This is a genomic window from Streptomyces sp. NPDC045967 (assembly GCF_056430495.1).
The window spans coordinates 75,992-93,320 of record NZ_JBWKLE010000007.1 but is presented as its reverse complement, the minus strand read 5'-3'; the positions used below and the strand labels follow the sequence as shown (position 1 = coordinate 93,320).

General features: G+C 73.7%; 11 protein-coding genes. 8 read left to right on the top strand and 3 right to left on the bottom strand.

Annotated features, from left to right (window positions below; all coding sequences use genetic code 11):
* A partial coding sequence (locus AC07FY_RS16685) for an SUKH-4 family immunity protein (RefSeq protein WP_479006561.1) occupies positions 1-1,169 on the top strand: 1,169 nt, incomplete at its 5' end.
* A 124-nt stretch (positions 1,170-1,293) separates the two neighbouring features.
* Positions 1,294-2,169: a cellulose-binding protein gene (locus AC07FY_RS16680; RefSeq protein ID WP_479006560.1), complete on the top strand. Its 876-nt coding sequence runs from the start codon at positions 1,294-1,296 to the stop codon at positions 2,167-2,169.
* Between the two features lie 81 nt (positions 2,170-2,250).
* Here AC07FY_RS16680 and AC07FY_RS16675 read toward each other — a convergent pair whose 3' ends face one another.
* Positions 2,251-3,096: a hypothetical protein gene (locus tag AC07FY_RS16675; protein WP_479006558.1), complete on the bottom strand. Its 846-nt coding sequence runs from the start codon at positions 3,094-3,096 to the stop codon at positions 2,251-2,253.
* A gap of 84 nt (positions 3,097-3,180) precedes the next feature.
* A complete protein-coding gene (locus AC07FY_RS16670; RefSeq protein ID WP_479006555.1) occupies positions 3,181-4,761 on the bottom strand; it encodes an MFS transporter in 1,581 nt (526 codons plus the stop codon).
* A 468-nt stretch (positions 4,762-5,229) separates the two neighbouring features.
* Between AC07FY_RS16670 and AC07FY_RS16665 the strand changes: the two genes are divergently transcribed.
* Together AC07FY_RS16665 and AC07FY_RS16660 are read left to right on the top strand one after the other, a co-directional pair.
* Positions 5,230-6,036 (top strand): ABC transporter ATP-binding protein, encoded by an 807-nt coding sequence (locus tag AC07FY_RS16665; RefSeq protein WP_479006552.1) that lies wholly within the window; start codon positions 5,230-5,232, stop codon positions 6,034-6,036.
* Positions 6,033-8,615, top strand: a complete 2,583-nt coding sequence (locus tag AC07FY_RS16660; RefSeq protein WP_479006549.1) for an ABC transporter permease — start codon at positions 6,033-6,035, stop codon at positions 8,613-8,615. Before AC07FY_RS16665 ends, AC07FY_RS16660 begins: the two co-directional genes overlap by 4 nt.
* A gap of 87 nt (positions 8,616-8,702) precedes the next feature.
* On the opposite strand, the gene AC07FY_RS16655 is transcribed toward AC07FY_RS16660, so the two are convergent.
* The gene (locus AC07FY_RS16655) at positions 8,703-10,112 is read right to left on the bottom strand and encodes a DUF2079 domain-containing protein (RefSeq protein ID WP_479006546.1); all 1,410 of its coding nucleotides are present in this window, start codon (positions 10,110-10,112) and stop codon (positions 8,703-8,705) included.
* Positions 10,113-10,456: 344 nt separating this feature from the next.
* On the opposite strand from AC07FY_RS16655, the gene mfd reads away from it, so the two are divergent.
* From mfd to AC07FY_RS16635, 4 genes are all read left to right on the top strand, one after another.
* Positions 10,457-13,996 carry a transcription-repair coupling factor gene (mfd, locus tag AC07FY_RS16650; protein ID WP_479006543.1) on the top strand — a complete coding sequence of 1,180 codons (3,540 nt, stop codon included), beginning with the start codon at positions 10,457-10,459 and terminating at the stop codon, positions 13,994-13,996.
* Between the two features lie 359 nt (positions 13,997-14,355).
* On the top strand, positions 14,356-14,979 hold the full coding sequence (locus AC07FY_RS16645) for a hypothetical protein (protein WP_479006540.1): 624 nt from the start codon (positions 14,356-14,358) through the stop codon (positions 14,977-14,979).
* Positions 14,976-16,490 carry a protein kinase domain-containing protein gene (locus AC07FY_RS16640; protein ID WP_479006537.1) on the top strand — a complete coding sequence of 505 codons (1,515 nt, stop codon included), beginning with the start codon at positions 14,976-14,978 and terminating at the stop codon, positions 16,488-16,490. The genes AC07FY_RS16645 and AC07FY_RS16640 overlap by 4 nt, the downstream gene beginning before the upstream one ends.
* A 186-nt stretch (positions 16,491-16,676) precedes the next feature.
* Positions 16,677-17,303 (top strand): SurA N-terminal domain-containing protein, encoded by a 627-nt coding sequence (locus AC07FY_RS16635; protein ID WP_479006535.1) that lies wholly within the window; start codon positions 16,677-16,679, stop codon positions 17,301-17,303.
* The last annotated feature ends 26 nt before the right edge of the window (positions 17,304-17,329 follow it).

The following is a 17,329-nucleotide window of genomic DNA, read 5'->3' as shown; positions in this document are numbered from 1 at the left end:
CCCCGGGCGCGCCCGGTGCTGGCGTGCCGCAGCCTCCCGGTCCGCCCGGGGTTCCCGGCGGCGGGCTCGACCATGCCGCGACGATGCTGGCCGGTCCGGCCGTGACGGGGCAGCCCCCGGCGCCCCCCGGTCCGCCCGGTGTACCGGCCGGTCCGGGCGCGCCCGGACCGCAGCCGCCGGCCCCCACCGGGGTGCCGGCGGTCGGTCCCGGCTACCAGGCGGTGCTCCGCTACCGTGCGCCCGACGGCTCCGAGCAGCAGATCATCCGCCGCTCCGCGCCCGGTACCCCGCACCCCGAGTGGCAGATCCTGTACGAGCTGCGGGCCATGAACGTGCCGCCGCAGCAGGTGCTGGAGCTGCACACCGAGCTGGAGTCCTGTGAGCTGCCCGGCGGCTACTGCGCGCGGATGATCCGCGAGACGTGGCCGCAGGTGCGCATCACCAGCGTGGCTCCGTACGGCAAGGACCACGCGGGCCGTCAGCAGGGCATGCGCCACCTGCTCACCCATCAGGGAGAGCTGCACCAGGTGGCGGACGGCCCGGCGCGCCCCGCGCCGGTCCGGGCGCCGCTGCCGCAGGTCCCGCTGCAGCCGGCGATCCCGCTGGACGCGATCGGGCACGAACTGGCGGGTGCGTTCGGTCCGCAGGGCGTGTTCCGCTTCGACCAGCGGGCGGTGTCCCGCCAGGGCGTGCCGGAGCTCGTGGCGCAGACGCTGATGTGGGCGGGTCTTCCCGTCGACTTCGGGCCGTTCTTCTGGGCGCAGGCGGTACCGGGCCAGCCGGTGCCGACGCTGGCCGAGCTGGCCGCGCAGCGGCAGGTCCAGCCCGCCTCGGACGCGGGTTCGTACCTGGTCATCGGCAGCGACTTCGGCAAGGCGCTGTGCGTGCAGTACGGCACGGCGAACATCGTGGCGGTGCCGGTGGAGGGTGGTCCGGGCGGTGCCCCGGTGCCGCCGCAGTTCGTCAACTCGAGCCTGCCGCAGTTCGCGCGGTCGCTGGCGATGCTGGGTCACATGTGGCGGCTCAGGCAGCACCTGACGCCGGAGCAGGCGGGGCGCTGGACGGTCGACTTCCAGGCGAACCTCGCCGGGCTCGACAGTGCGGCGCTGGCTTCGCCGGAGAGCTGGTGGTCGGTGCTGCTGGAGCAGATGTGGGACGGACTGCTCTGATCGGATGACCGGTGCGACGGCCGGGCCGGGACCCTCGAACGGGGTCCGGCCCGGCCATTTCCGGCTTCCGGGACCCCTATGACGCATCCTTGACGGGTACCCCCGCGAGAGAGGCGCTACCAGGATGAGTGCACCCATTGCGACTGTGCGCGGCCGTGGCTACCGGACGGACCAGGTCGACCGGTATCTCGACCGGCTGTCCGGCAGCCGTGACGAGGCGTGGGAGCGGGTGGCGCGGCTGACGGTCCTGGCGAAGCGGATGGAGGGCGAGGCGGCGCGGCTGCGCGAGGCCGTGGCCGCGCTCGCTCCGCAGACGTACGAGGACCTGAGCGAGCGGGCCCGCCGGATCCTGCTGCTGGCGCAGGAGGAGGCGCAGGCCCTGCGGGACGACGCGCGGGTGGACGGGGCCGAGGTGAGGGGCGCGGCGGAGGCGTACGCGGAGCGGGTGGCCGAGCTCGCGCGGCAGGACGCGGCGGCGGTGCTGGAGCAGACCGAGGTCCGGGCCCGGCAGGGGCTGCTGCGGGCCCAGGGGGAGGCGGACGAGGCGCGGGCCGGGGCGCGGGAGGACGCGCAGGCGTGGCGGGCGGAGGCGCAGGGCGCGCTGGAGCAGACGCGGCGGCGGGCGCAGGAGGAGCAGGCGGAGCGCGAGCAGGAGCAGCGGGAGCGGTGGGAGGCGGCCGAGCGGGAGCTGACGGCGCGGGAGGCGGAGCTGGAGGCGCGCCTCGCCGAGCTGGAACGGCAGGCGCAGGCCCGGCTGGCGGAGGCCCGCCGGGGCTTCGCGGAGGCGGAGGAGGCGGCGCGGCACGGGCAGGAGGACGCGGAGGCGCGGGCCGCCGAGCTGCTCGCGCAGGCGCGGGTGGCGCAGGAGCGGGTCGGGCGGGAGACGGAGCGGATCCTGCGGGAGCACGAGGAGGCGCAGGAGGAGATGCGGGCGCACATGAACCACGTCCGTACGAGCCTGGCCGCCCTGACGGGCCGCGCCGCCCCGGCGGAGGGCTGACCCGGCGCGGCCCGGCCCGGCCCGGCCCGGCCCGGCCCGCGCCATCGCCGCGCCGGGCGCGGGGATTCGGTCCGGAGCCGTTCAGCCCTCGTAGCAGTACGGGTCGCTGTGGAGGCCGCGGGAGGTGACGATCACCGTGAACGGGGGTGTGGTCGCGGCCGGGAGAGGGGCCGTCAGGGCGCCGGTCCGGGGGTCGGGCTCGGTGGGCACGGGGGTGCCGTTCACGGTCAGGGCGGGGGCCGCGAGGCCGGCGGGAACGGGGGCCGGGCCGGGCTTGGTGAAGCCGCCGCCCGTGACGGTGAGGCGGCCCGCGGTGAGGCTGACGTCGGTGATCACCGGGTTGGGGCGGACGGCCATCTTGTTGACCAGGTAGGCCGCCGCCGGGGCGCCGGTCAGCGCCCAGATCTCCGAGGGCAGGCGCGGCAGCCCGGCGCCCACGTCCGAGAGGAAGAACAGGACGACGTAGAGCATCGTGACCGCGCTGAGCGCGACGTACTGCAGGTCGACCAGGTCCGTGCGCCCGCTGTCGTTCGCGATGAGCTCCCGCAGCGGACGCCGTCCGGACGCCGTGGACTTGGCGGCCGGCTTGGCCATGGTGCCGTTCTCCACCCGCATCCCGACCACCGCCTTCGCGGCGATCATGGCCACGTACGGGCCGCCGAGCAGCGGAAGGTAGACGGTCGTCAGCGGGGACAGCGGGCCGTGCTCGCCCTGGAACCAGTCGGCTCCGCCGCCCGCGGTGAGTCCGTAGCCGAGGGTGGCGAGCAGCAGCCACAGCAGGATCACGGTCCAGGCCAGGGCCAGGACGGTGGAGGTGGAGAGCCGGCCGTCGCGGCCGGTGACGAAGGCCGGGTTGCGGCGCAGCCGCAGCACGAGCAGGGCGGCCGGCGCGGCCAGGAGCAGAGCGGCGAGTAATGCGGAAGCCATGCGTCGTCCCCCCGGAAAACGGTCGTGGCCCCGACTTAACCCCGTCCACCCCGGAGCTGACAAGTCGCGGTCGGGGCGGGGGCGTTACTCCCGGGTGCGCTCGGGCAGCACCGGGAACCTGCGCGGTGCCACGAGCAGCAGCACCAGCACGGAGGCCACGGCGGCGCCCGTCGCGCACAGGAAGATGTGGTCCACGGCGGCGGCCACGGCCTCGCGCAGGTAGTCACCGGCGGCCCGGGAGACCGTGCCCGGCTGCTCCAGGGCCTTGGTGACGTCGTCCAGGGCGGTCGGCAGTCCGGGTACGGGCGCGTCCGCCAGGCGGGCGGCGAGGGTGGCGTTGGCCACGGCGGCCAGCAGGGCCGCGCCGACACTCTGGCCGACCTGGCGGTAGAAGAGGATGGACGCGGTCGCCGTCCCGCGCTCCGCCCAGCCGACGGTGGCCTGGACCCCGATGATCAGCGGCAGCTGGAACAGTCCGAGGGCGCCGCCCAGCAGCAGCATGATCAGGGCGGGCTGCCACGGCCGGGCGGGGTGCGGCAGCAGGGTGAAGGAGAAGAGGATCACCGCGGCCATGGCCATGCCGAGGGCCGCGGTCCGCCGGAACCCGATCCTCCGGTAGACGTGCTGGCTGAGGGCCGCGCTGATGGGCCAGCTCAGGGTCATCACGGACATCACCAGCCCGGCTCCGGTGGGCCCGAGGCCGAGCACGGACTGGGCGTACGTCGGCATGAACACCATCGGGGCGACCATCAGCAGGCCCAGCGCCGCCATGGCGAGGTTGACGGCGGCGATGGTGCGCCGGCGCCACACCCAGCCCGGCAGGATCGGTTCCGCGGCCCGGCGCTCCACCCGTACGACGACGGCGGCCAGGACCGCGCTCGCGCCGAGCAACCCCAGTGAGGGCGCGGACAGCCAGGGCCAGGCGACCCCGCCCTGGACGAGCGCGAAGAGCAGCAGCCCGCCGCAGGCGAAGATCGACAGGGCCCCCGCCCAGTCGACCGGGCCGCGGCGCCCGGGTGACCGTACGGGCTCCTTCAGGTGCCGGGCGATCATCAGCAGGGCGAGGGCGCCCAGCGGCAGGTTGATCAGGAAGATCCAGCGCCAGTGGGCGTAGGAGGCGAGCAGCCCGCCGAGGGCGGGGCCGGCCACGGCCGCGGTGGCCCACACGGTGGACATCCGGGCCTGGATCTTCGGCCGGTCCTCGAGCGAGTAGAGGTCGGCGGCCAGGGTCTGGACCGTGCCCTGCAGGGCGCCGCCGCCGAGGCCCTGGACGATCCGGAACGCGATGAGGGCGGCCATGTTCCAGGCCAGCGCGCACAGCAGCGAGCCGACGACGAACAGGCCGATGCCGAAGAGCAGGACGGGCTTGCGGCCGAAGGTGTCGGACAGCTTGCCGTAGACCGGCAGGGTGACGGTGACGGCGAGCAGGTAGCCGGAGAAGAGCCAGGAGAACACGGCGAACCCGCCGATGTCGGCCACGATCTGGGGGACGGCGGTGGCGACGATGGTGCTGTCGAGGGCGACGAGCGCCATCCCGAGCATGAGCGAGGCCACGACGGCGGCGGGCGGCCGGCCCCGCTCGGACGCGGACGGGCCCGCCGGGTGGGGCGGGGCGGCTCCGGGGGTGCCGCCCGTTCGTCCCTCCGCGCTGTCCGCTGTCCCCACCGAGATTCCTTCCCCCTGCACCTACATGCGGGGAACACCTTCTCACCGCCCCGGCGTCCGGCGGTATCCCCCACGGCGGCTCCGCCGAAGGGTGCAGGACCCCTAGGGGTCCCTCCGCACTGCGGTCCAGGGGCCTGTCGTCCCGGCGGAGGACGAGGAAGTCCCCGCCGCGTCCTTAACTGGTTCACACAGGCCGGGAGGCCCGGGGGTGGGGTTAACCCCCGAGTGGATACGGAGATGGGCACCAGCGCGGCCGAGCGGCGCCGGCAACAGACTGTGGGCGCGGCGGCGCACGCACCGCGACCGGCGGCCGACCGGCGATCGACGGGTGATCGACCGGCGCTCGACCAGCGTCTCCGCCGGCGGCCGTCCGGCCGTCCGGCCGCGGCGGAAGCACACACCGAGGCGCCGCACCGAAGCGCCGCACCGAGCGGTACACCGAGAAGGAGAAAGACCGTGACAACGGCTATGACCGAAACCAGGCACGGGGGTACTGGAGGGCATGCCGCCGTCGCGGCCCGGGCGCGGAAGGTCGTCAAGGCCTACGGCTCCGGCGAGACGCGGGTCGTCGCCCTGGACGACGTGGACGTGGACATCCGGCGCGGCCAGTTCACCGCGATCATGGGCCCGTCGGGTTCCGGCAAGTCCACGCTGATGCACTGCCTCGCCGGTCTCGACACGGTGACCAGCGGGCAGATCCACCTCGACGACACCGAGATCACCGGGCTGAAGGACAAGAAGCTCACGCAGCTGCGCCGCGACCGGATCGGGTTCATCTTCCAGGCGTTCAACCTGCTGCCCACGCTCAACGCCCTGGAGAACATCACGCTCCCCATGGACATCGCGGGCCGCAAGCCCGACGCGCAGTGGCTGAACCGGGTCGTGGAGACCGTGGGCCTCGCCGGTCGCCTGAAGCACCGGCCCACCGAGCTCTCCGGCGGCCAGCAGCAGCGCGTGGCGGTCGCCCGCGCCCTCGCCGCGCGTCCGCAGATCATCTTCGGGGACGAGCCGACCGGCAACCTGGACTCCCGGGCCGGCGCGGAAATCCTCGGCTTCCTGCGCCGCTCGGTGGACGAACTCGGCCAGACCATCGTGATGGTCACCCACGACCCGGTCGCCGCCTCCTACGCGGACCGCGTCATCTTCCTCGCCGACGGCCGGATCGTCGACGAGATGTACGGACCCACCGCCGAACAGGTCCTCGACCGCATGCTGCGTTTTTCCGGGGGACGCCCCCAGACCCCCGACTTCGACGCGCGCGGGCGGACCTCATGAGCAACACCGTCCTGAAGACCTCCCGGCGCAACTTCGTCGCGCACAAGGGGCGGATGGCGCTCTCCGCCGTCGCCGTCCTGCTCTCGGTCGCCTTCGTCTGCGGCACGCTGGTGTTCACCGACACCATGAACACCACCTTCGACAAGCTGTTCGCCGTCTCCAGCTCCGACGTGACGGTCAGTCCGAAGGCCGCGAAGGACGGCGAGGAGACCCCGGACCGCGGCAGACCGGAGACGCTGGACGGCGCGGCCGTCGAGCAGGTCCGCAGGGCCGAAGGGGTGGCGGGCGCCGAGGGCGCGGTCGTGTCGATGTCCGTCACGGTCGTCAACTCCGCCAACGAGAACATGGGCTCCACCAGCGGCGCCCCGACCCTCGCCGGCAACTGGAACGACAACGAGCTCAAGTCCATGAAGATCACCTCCGGTCACGCCCCGCGCGGGCCCACCGAGGTGATGGTCGACGCCGACACCGCGAAGAAGCACCGCTTGCGGCTCGGCGACGAACTGCGCACCATCGCCGTCACCGGTGACTTCCGTGCCCGGATCAGCGGTATCGCCGCCTTCACCGTGACCAACCCGGGCGCGGCGGTCGTCTACTTCGACACGGCCACGGCGCAGCGCAACCTGCTCGGCGACCCCGGCGCGTTCACGCACGTCAACGTCACCGCCGCGGACGGGGTGAGCGACGCGCAGCTGAAGCGGAACATCGCCTCCGCCGTGGGCGCGGACACCTACAAGCTGCAGACGGCCAAGGAGGCCGCGGACGCGAACCGCCGGGACGTCGGCGCCTTCCTCGACGTCATGAAGTACGTGATGCTCGGCTTCGCCGGGATCGCCTTCCTCGTCGGCATCTTCCTGATCTTCAACACGTTCTCCATGCTCGTCGCCCAGCGCACCCGCGAGATCGGTCTGATGCGCGCCATCGGCGCCGACAGCGGGCAGGTGCTGAAGTCCGTCGTGGTCGAGGCGTTCCTGCTCGGGGTCGTCGGCTCGGTGCTGGGCGTCGGCGCGGGCGTCGGCCTGGCCGTCGGACTCATGGAGCTCATGGGCCAGATGGGCATGCACCTGTCCACCGACGACCTCACCGTCGCCTGGACCACCCCGGTCGCCGGAGTCTTCCTCGGCGTGATCGTCACCGTCGTCGCCGCCTTCGTCCCGGCCCGCCGGGCCGGCAAGGTCTCCCCGATGGCCGCCCTGCGCGAGTCGGGCACCCCGGGCGACAGGAAGGCCGGCGTCGTCCGCGCCGTCCTCGGGCTGCTGCTCACCGGCCTGGGCGGCGCGGGCCTCTTCCTCGCCTCCGCCGCCGACGAGGCCGGACCCGGCTCGCTCTGGCTGGGCCTGGGCGTCGTCCTCACCCTCATCGGGTTCATCGTGATCGGCCCGCTGCTCGCCGCGGGCGTCGTGCGGGTGCTCTCCGGCGTGGTGCTGCGCCCCTTCGGCTCCGTGGGCCGGCTCGCCGAGCGCAACGCGCTGCGCAACCCGCGCCGCACCGGCGCCACCGCCGCCGCGCTGATGATCGGTCTGGCGCTGGTCGCCTGCCTGTCGGTGGTCGGCTCCTCGATGGTGGCCTCGGCCACCGACGAGCTCGACAAGTCGGTCGGCGCCGACTTCATCGTCGAATCCGAGACGGACCAGCCCGTCATGCCGCAGGCGGAGCAGGCGCTGCGCGCCACCGCCGGTCTCGACCACGTCACCGCCTACCGGGAGGTGCCGGCGAAGGTCACCGCGCCCGACGGCACCACCGAGGAGGTGGGCCTCGGCGCCACCGACCCCACCTACGCCCAGGACCTCCGCCGCAAGATGGTCGCCGGGGAGCACGCGGCGGCGTACGGCAAGGACTCCATGTCGGTGGGCTCCCAGTACGCGGCCGCGCACGGGGTCGAGCTCGGTGACGAGCTCACGGTGGCCTTCACCGGCGGCAACACCGTCCGGCTGAAGGTCGCGGCGATCACCAGCGACGAGGGCAACCTCGACAAGACGATGAAGTACATCAGCACCGCCCTCGCCGAGGCGAACGTCCCGGCCGACCGGATGCCGCGCCCCTTCATGCTGCTGGCCAGCGCGAAGGACGGCAGCCAGGACACCGCCTACGCGGCGGTCAAGGCGGCGCTGGCGGAGTACCCGCAGTACACGGTGCGCAACCAGGCCGACTACAAGCAGGCCCTGAAGGACCAGGTCGGCCAGCTGCTGAACATGGTCTACGGGTTGCTCGCCCTCGCCATCGTCGTGGCGGTGCTGGGCGTGGTGAACACCCTGGCGCTGTCGGTGGTCGAGCGGACCCGCGAGATCGGCCTGATGCGCGCCATCGGCCTCTCCCGCCGCCAGCTGCGCCGCATGATCCGCCTGGAGTCGGTGGTCATCGCCCTGTTCGGCGCGCTGCTCGGCCTCGGACTGGGCATGGGCTGGGGCGCCACGGCGCAGCAGCTCCTCGCGCTGGAGGGTCTGAAGGTGCTGGAGATCCCGTGGCCGACGATCCTCGGGGTGTTCGCGGCCTCGGCCCTGGTGGGTCTGTTCGCCGCGCTGGTCCCGGCTTTTCGGGCGGGGCGGATGAACGTGCTGAACGCGATCGCGAGCGAGTAGCCCGGGGTCGTCAACGGGGGTACGCCGGTCCGGGACCTTTCGGGGTTTCCCGGACCGGCGTCGCGCGTGCCCGCAAGGCGGCCCCGGTCACCCCCGGCGCATCAGGACGACGCCCTCCGCTTCACCGACCAGGGTGAAGCGGGCGCCCGGGTGCAGCTGGCGGGCGTAGCCGACCGGATCCTCGCCGGCCCACTTGGAGGTGTTGTCCAGGGTGATCCAGTCCGGGACCACGCCCTTGCTGCCGCCGATCCACAGCACCCGGCAGCGGGAGGTGAGCCGGGTCAGCGGGCCGGTGTCGGCCTCGACCGTCGCCCCGTCGGGGATCCGGGCCAGGAGGCGTTCGACGGCGGTGACCCGGGCCGGCTTGCGGTAGGTGTCGGCCTGCGTGAGCTTCTCGGTCGGCAGGGTGGTCGCGCTCAGGGTGAGGCCCGCGGCCAGGACGGCGGCCGGCAGCTGGAGGGCGTACGAGCGCAGCCAGGGCCGCTCGCCGCGCCGGACGGTGTCGATGGCGTCGACCAGGGCGAGGGTGACGACGGGCATGAGGACGGCGCTGTAGTGCCAGTCGGTGGACCAGTAGTGGTCGTCCCCCGACAGGAACCGCCAGCCGAGGGTGGGCGCGGCGACCAGCAGCAGCGGCGAGCGCAGCGCGAGCAGGCCGGAGGTCGGCAGCAGCACCCAGGCCAGGGTCTCCAGTTTGGTGCCCAGGCCGGCGAAGGGACCACCGCCGTGGATCTTGTCCCAGTAGCCGTAGCCCGCCGTCGCGAAGGCCGGTATGACCACGGTGAACACCAGGACGGCGAAGACCGCGGCCCCGGCCGCGACCGCGAGCGCCGTCCGGGCGGCCCGCCGGTCGGTGGTGCGGGCCCGCCAGGCGACGACCACGGCCAGCGCGGCCAGCGTGAAGCCCAGGTCCTCCTTGACGAAGAGCAGCGGCAGCCCCCACAGCAAGGCGGCTCGCCAGCGCCCGCCCAGCAGCGCCTCCAGCGAGAAGGCGAGCAGGGGCACGGCGAAGGCGATCTCGTGGAAGTCGAACTCGACGGCCCGCTGGATGCCCCAGGACAGCCCGTACGCCACGCCGACGGCCAGCCCGCGGTGGCGGCCGAGCAGCCGTCCCGCCACCCGGGTGACGGGGATCGCGGAGAGCGCGAAGAGCGCGGCCTGCGCGACGAGCAGGGTGAGGGGGCCGGGGAAGAGGCGGTAGAGCGGGGCGAGGAGCGCGATGATCGGGGAGAAGTGGTCCCCGAGGATGTTGGCCCCGGGCCCCTTCAGGTCCGCGACGGGCACCTGGAGGTGGGCGTAGGCGCGGACGGCCTGCTCGAAGATGCCCAGGTCCCAGGAGGCCCACTCCATCCGCCGGAACCGCCCGACGGACAGCACGAGGTAGACGAGGAGCAGTCCGCCGGCCACCGCGTACGGTCCCGCCCAGCGGTCCCCCTCCCGGCCGGCCGGCGCCGGCGCCGCCGGGGCCTCGGGCCGGGCTATCGCATCGCTCGTCACGGACTGCTGCTCCTCGGCCGGTCGGCGTGGACTTCTGCGGAAGCGACGCGGAGCTCGGACGGCACGGTCACCACGGGGACCATCTTGACATCCCCCGGCCCCCGCGGCGGGGCGCGGCGGGGGCCGCGCCGCACCGCGCCCGCACCGCGGGCTCGCCGCACCCGGCGGCCCCGGACCCGCCGGGCGGCCGGCCCGGGCCGGCAGTCCGTTCACCCCGGCGGGTGACCCGAATCCCCCGCGCGTGGCGGCGGGGGCCGTCGTAGGGTGGGAACCCCCGGCCCGTACGACGTGTCGGGTCCTTCGCGTTGCCCCTTCACGACCTCACCGGACGGAAAGCCCCTCACATGACCCTGCACGGACTGCTCGACGCCGTCACCCGGGACCCGGCCCTCGCCGAGGCGGTCACCGCGGCCGGGGACGGCAACCGCATGCACGTGGACCTGGTCGGGCCGGCCGCCGCGCGGCCGTTCGCGATCGCCGCGCTGGCCCGGCGGACGGAACGGACGATCCTCGCGGTGACCGCCACCGGGCGCGAGGCCGAGGACCTGGCCGCCGCGCTGCGTTCGCTGCTGCCCTCGGCCGACGAGGTGGTGGACTACCCGTCCTGGGAGACGCTCCCGCACGAACGGCTCAGCCCGCGCAGCGACACCGTCGGCCGCCGGATCGCCGTCCTGCGGCGCCTGGCGCACCCGAGCAAGGACGACCCGGCGGCCGGGCCTGTCTCCGTGGTGGTCGCACCGATCCGCTCGGTGCTCCAGCCGCAGGTCAAGGGGCTGGGGGACCTGGTACCGGTGTCCCTGCGGCAGGGCCAGAGCGTCGACCTCGGCGAGGTGACCCAGGCGCTGGCGGCCGCCGCGTACGCGCGCGTGGAGCTCGTCGAGAAGCGCGGCGAGTTCGCCGTGCGCGGCGGGATCCTCGACGTGTTCCCGCCGACCGAGGAACACCCCCTGCGCATCGAGTTCTGGGGCGACGAGGTCGAGGAGATCCGCTACTTCAAGGTCGCCGACCAGCGGTCCCTGGAGATCGCCGAGCACGGGCTGTGGGCCCCGCCCTGCCGCGAGCTGCTGCTCACCGACGAGGTGCGGGAGCGGGCCGCGGCCCTGGCCGAGGCCCACCCCGAACTCGGCGAGCTGCTGAACAAGATCGCCGAGGGGATCGCCGTCGAGGGCATGGAGTCCCTGGCCCCGGTCCTGGTCGACGACATGGAACTGCTGATCGACGTGCTGCCCGCCGGGGCGATGACGGTCGTCTGCGACCCGGAGCGGGTGCGCACCCGGGCCGCCGACCTGGTCGCGACCAGCCAGGAGTTCCTGATGGCCTCCTGGGCGGCCACCGCGGGCGGCGGCGAGGCCCCCATCGACGTCGGCGCGGCCTCCCTGCGCGGCATCGCCGACGTCCGCGAGCACGCCCGCGAGCTGGGCATGATGTGGTGGTCGGTCTCCCCCTTCGCCGCCGACGAGGCCGACGTGACCGGCGGGGACACCCTCAGGCTCGGCATGCACGCCCCCGAGGCCTACCGCGGCGACACCGCCCGCGCGCTCGCCGACACCAAGGGCTGGATCGCCGACGGCTGGCACACCGTCTACCTCACCGAGGGCCACGGCCCGGCCGCGCGCACCGTCGAGGTGCTCGGCGGCGAGGGCATCCCGGCCCGGCTCGAGGCCGAGCTGCGCGCCCTGGAGCCGTCGATCGTGCACGTCGCCTGCGGCTCGGTCGAGACCGGCTTCGTCGATCCGGGACTGAAGATCGCGGTCCTGACGGAGACCGACCTGACCGGGCAGCGCAGCGCCACCAAGGCCCTCGGCCGGATGCCGACCCGCCGGCGCAAGACGATCGACCCGCTGACCCTGGAGGCCGGCGACTACATCGTCCACGAGCAGCACGGCGTCGGCCGCTACATCGAGATGGTGCAGCGCACCGTCCAGGGCGCCACCCGCGAGTACCTGCTCGTCGAGTACGCCCCTGCCAAGCGCGGCCAGCCCGGCGACCGCCTCTACATCCCCACCGACCAGCTGGAGCAGGTCACCAAGTACGTCGGCGGCGAGGCCCCCACCCTGCACCGGCTCGGCGGCGCCGACTGGACCAAGACCAAGGCGCGGGCGAAGAAGGCGGTCAAGGAGATCGCCGGCGACCTCATCAAGCTCTACAGCGCGCGCATGGCGGCGCCCGGCCACGTCTTCGGCCCCGACACCCCCTGGCAGCGCGAACTGGAGGACGCCTTCCCCTACGCGGAGACGCCCGACCAGCTCACCACCATCGCCGAGGTCAAGGAGGACATGGAGAAGTCGGTCCCCATGGACCGGCTGGTCTGCGGCGACGTCGGCTACGGCAAGACCGAGATCGCCGTCCGGGCGGCCTTCAAGGCGGTCCAGGACGGCAAGCAGGTCGCCGTCCTCGTCCCCACGACCCTGCTGGTGCAGCAGCACTTCGGCACCTTCTCCGAGCGCTACAGCCAGTTCCCGGTGAACGTGCGGGCGCTGTCGCGGTTCCAGAGCGAAACCGAGTCCAAGGCCACCCTGGAGGGCCTGCGCGAGGGCTCGGTCGACGTGGTCATCGGCACCCACCGGCTCTTCTCGCAGGAGACGAGGTTCAAGGACCTGGGCCTGGTCATCGTCGACGAGGAGCAGCGCTTCGGCGTCGAGCACAAGGAGCAGCTGAAGAAGCTGCGCGCCAACGTCGACGTGCTGACCATGTCCGCGACGCCGATCCCGCGCACCCTGGAGATGGCGGTGACGGGCATCCGCGAGATGTCGACGATCACCACCCCGCCGGAGGAGCGGCACCCGGTGCTCACCTTCGTCGGCCCGTACGAGGAGAGGCAGATCGGCGCGGCGATCCGCCGGGAACTGCTGCGCGAGGGCCAGTGCTTCTACATCCACAACCGGGTCGAGTCCATCGACCGGGCCGCGGCCAAGCTGCGCGAGATCGTGCCCGAGGCGCGGATCGCGACCGCGCACGGGCAGATGTCCGAACAGGCCCTGGAGCAGGTCGTCGTCGACTTCTGGGAGAAGAAGTTCGACGTGCTCGTCTCGACGACGATCGTCGAGTCCGGCATCGACATCTCCAACGCCAACACCCTGATCGTGGAGCGCGGCGACACCTTCGGCCTCTCGCAGCTGCACCAGCTGCGCGGCCGGGTGGGCCGCAGCCGCGAGCGCGGGTACGCCTACTTCCTCTACCCGCCGGAGAAGCCGCTGACCGAGACCGCCCACGAGCGGCTCGCGACGATCGCCCAGCACACCGAGATGGGCGCGGGCATGTACGTGGCCATGAAGGACCTGGAGATCCGCGGCGCGGGCAACCTGCTCGGCGGCGAGCAGTCCGGCCACATCGCGGGCGTCGGCTTCGACCTGTACATCCGGATGGTCGGCGAGGCGGTGGCCGACTACCGGGCCGCCGTCGACGGCGGGGCCGAGGAGGAGCCGCCGCTCGAGGTGAAGATCGAGCTGCCGGTGGACGCGCACGTCCCGCACGACTACGCGCCCGGTGAGCGGCTGCGCCTGCAGGCGTACCGGTCGATCGCCTCGGCCAACTCCGAGGCGGACGTCAAGGCGGTGCGGGAGGAACTCACCGACCGCTACGGCAAACTGCCCGAACCGGTGGAGAACCTGCTGCTGGTGGCGGGGCTGCGGATGCTCGCCCGTGCCTGCGGGGTCGCCGACATCACCCTGCAGGGCCCCAACATCCGCTTCGGCCCGGTGGACCTGCGCGAGTCGCAGGAGCTGCGCCTCAAGCGGCTCTACCCGGGGGCGGTCCTCAAGCCCGCCACCTCGCAGGTCCTGATCCCGCGCCCGAAGACGGGCCGGGTCGGGGGCAAGCCGCTGGTCGGGCGGGAACTGCTGGCCTGGACGGGCGAGTTCCTCACCACCATCCTGGGCTCCTAGGCCCTGTCGTCACAGTCCCGCCCGGCCCGCGGCGCCCCACCGGACGCCGCGGGCCTGACCGGCGCTGCTTCGAGGACAGGACCTGGGGCGCGCCGCGCGCGGGCCGCCGCCGTGCCGCGCCGCTCGCGGGGGGCCGTCGGCGGCCGCCGGGCGGCCCGCCGTTCGGCGCGTTCCCGTCGGCGGCGCCGCGCCCCTTTGGGGCGGTTCGCTCCCGCGGACCGGAACCCGCTGCTCAGAGCGGTGCGCGGACGATCGTGCAGCGACCGTGCAACGGTTGCGCACATCCCCTCACCATGGCCGGAATCGCTGTATACGCTCATCCCCGAAACCCTTTCCGCACGGCCCGTCAGGAGCACCCGATGCACGCCCCCGGCCTCCCGCCGCAGCACGGCCACCAGCCCAGTTCCGGGGGCGTGGTGGCCCTGCGCGTGGTCTTCGCGCTGCTGCCGATCCTGAGTTGCGGCTTCCTGGCCTGGGGCTCGATGCTGCGGCTCGCCCTCGTCACCCGCGCCGCCCGGGACTGGTGGCTGCTCGCGGTGAGCGGTGCGCTCTCCGTCGGCTCGGTGGTGCTGATCGGCCTGGACCCGACCCCGGACACCGACGGCTGGCAGGGCAACACCGGGGCCGGCGGCATCATCCTCACCGGCTTCGCGACCTGCGTGTACTTCCTCGTCGCCGACATCCGCCACCACGAGAGGCAGCGTGCCGCGGGCCCGCGGGCGCAGTGGTACCCGGCGCAGCCCGTCCCCTACACCACGGGACAGCACACCACCGCGCCCTCCTACGGCTACCCCCACTCCCGGACGACCACCCCGGTGCCCCAGCTCCCGCAGCAGCTCCCGCAGCCGACCCCGCCTCCGCGCATCGGGCAGGTCCGCGCCGAACTCGACGAGCTCAGCGAACTGCTGCGCAAGCAGACCCCGCCGCCCGGCGGCCCGTACCAGGACCCGAACCGGACGGCGATCCAGGACCCGGATCAGTGACCGACCGGATCATCGCGGACCGCTACCAGCTGTCGTCGATCCTCGGCCAGGGCGGCATGGGCCAGGTCTGGGCCGGCTACGACCGGAGCCTCGACCGGCGGGTCGCCGTCAAGCTGCTGCGGCCCGACAAGGTCGCCGGGCCGGGCAGCGTCGCGGAGGAGCTGCGCCGCCGCTTCGCACGCGAGTGCCGCGTCACCGCCCAGGTCGACCACCCCGGCCTGGTCACCGTGCACGACGCGGGCAGCGACGGCGACGAACTCTTCCTCGTCATGGGCTACGTGGAGGGCTCCGACCTCGCCGACCACCTCGCCGCGCACGACCCCTACCCCTGGCCGTGGGCGGTGTCGGTCGTCGCGCAGCTGTGCTCGGTGCTCGCCGCCGTCCACGCGGTGCCGATCGTGCACCGCGACCTCAAGCCGCGCAACGTGATGGTCCGCCCCGACGGCACCGTCCTGGTCCTCGACCTCGGCGTGGCCTCGGTGATGGACACCGACACCACCCGCCTCACCAGCACCGGCACCCCCATCGGCAGTCCCGCGTACATGGCGCCCGAGCAGGCCATGAGCGGTGCGGTGGGCCCGTACACCGACCTGTACGCGCTGGGCGTGCTGCTGTACGAACTCCTCAGCGGCAACGTCCCCTTCGCGGGATCCACCGCCCTCGGCGTGCTCCACCGCCACCTGTACGAGCCGCCCGCCCCGGTCCGCCCCCGGCGTCCGGAGATCCCGGCGGAGCTCGAGGCGCTCATGCTGCGCCTGCTCGCCAAGGACCCGCAGGACCGCCCCCCCTCCGCCCAGGCGGTCTACGAGGCCCTCGCGCCGCTGCTGCCCGCCCGCGGCAGCCGCGCCCCCTCCGGCCCGCTCGACCCCACCCGCCCCTTCCTGCGCCCGCAGGCCCCGTGGCCCGACCGGGCCACCGTGATACCGCCGCAGCCGACCTCCCCGCCCACCCCGGCGCCCGCCGGCCCCGACATCCCCGGCGCCGTGGACGAGGCGCGCAAGCTGCTGGACCAGGGCCGGCTGACGCAGGCCGGCGACATCCTCGGCGGGATCCTCCCGGCCGCGGCGGCCCAGCACGGCGAGCACTCGCCGGTGGTCCGCTCCCTGCGCAAGCAGTACGCCGCCACCCTGATGGACGACGGCCAGTACCGCCGCGCCCTGCCCGAACTGCGCCGCCTCGCCGACGAGTTCCCGGCGGGCGACCCGCAGGCGCTGCGCTTCCGCTACGACGCGGCGCAGTGCCTGGAGCAGCTCGGCGAGCCCGCCGCGGCCCTCGCGGAGTACCGCTCGCTGCTGCCGCTCTTCGAGAACCACTACGCCAACCCCGACCCCGGGCTCCCCCTGGAGGTCCGCCGCCGGATAGCCCACCTGCTGCTCTCCCTCGGCGACCGGTCCGCGGCCCGCGACACCCTGGCCCGCCTGCTGTTCGACGCGGAACGGCTGCACGGTCCCAACCACCCCTTCCCGGGCGAGGTCCGCCGCACCCTGCACTGGCTCGGTCAGGTCCGCTGACGCCGCCGGCGCGGGAGCGGCCGGCCGGCCGCTCGGACCGCCGCCCGCGGCCACCGCCGGCGGCGCACCTCAACACCTGCGGAATCGTTGGTCGAATCAGTGGCTCGGATCACCCTGACTGCATACCATCGACCATCGCAAGGCCCTTGTGCACCGACGCACAATCTCCCGGCCCTGGAGGCTCCTTTGCACCGTCGCACAGCGCTCTCCGTCTCCACCGCCCTGCTGCTGGCGGCCCCCCTGCTGTCCGCCTGCTCGTCGGGGCAGGCGCGCCCCGGCACCGCGGCCGTCGTCGGCGGTGAACGCATCACCACCTCCGCCCTCCAGGCCCAGGTGAATCAGGTGCGCGCCGCCCAGAACCGCACCGGTCAGGCCGCGGCGGAGCTCATCGCGAGCACCCCCAACCTGGAGCGCCAGAAGCTCGACTCGATGCTGCAGAGCCGCATCATCGACAAGATGGCCGAGACCGCCGGGATCGCGGTCTCCGCCAAGGAGGTCCAGGACGAGCGCAAGGCGTACGTCGAGGAGAACAAGGGGGCCGAGCAGTTCGAGGCGCTGCTGCTGCAGAAGGGCGCCATGGCCCCAGGCCAGGTCGACCGCTTCCTCCGGGACCGGGTGCTGCTGACCAAGCTGACCGCCAAGTACGGCAACGGGAAGCTGGAGGAGCCGGCCCGGACCGCGGCGAAGGCCCTGCACATCGAGGTCAACCCGCGCTACGGCTCCTTCGACGTGCAGCAGATCAAGCTCGGCGCCGGGGAGACCCCCTGGATCACCCAGCGGACCCGCCCCGAGCAGGCACCCGCCGGAGCCTGACACCCGCCCGCGGGGGTAGGTTCGCA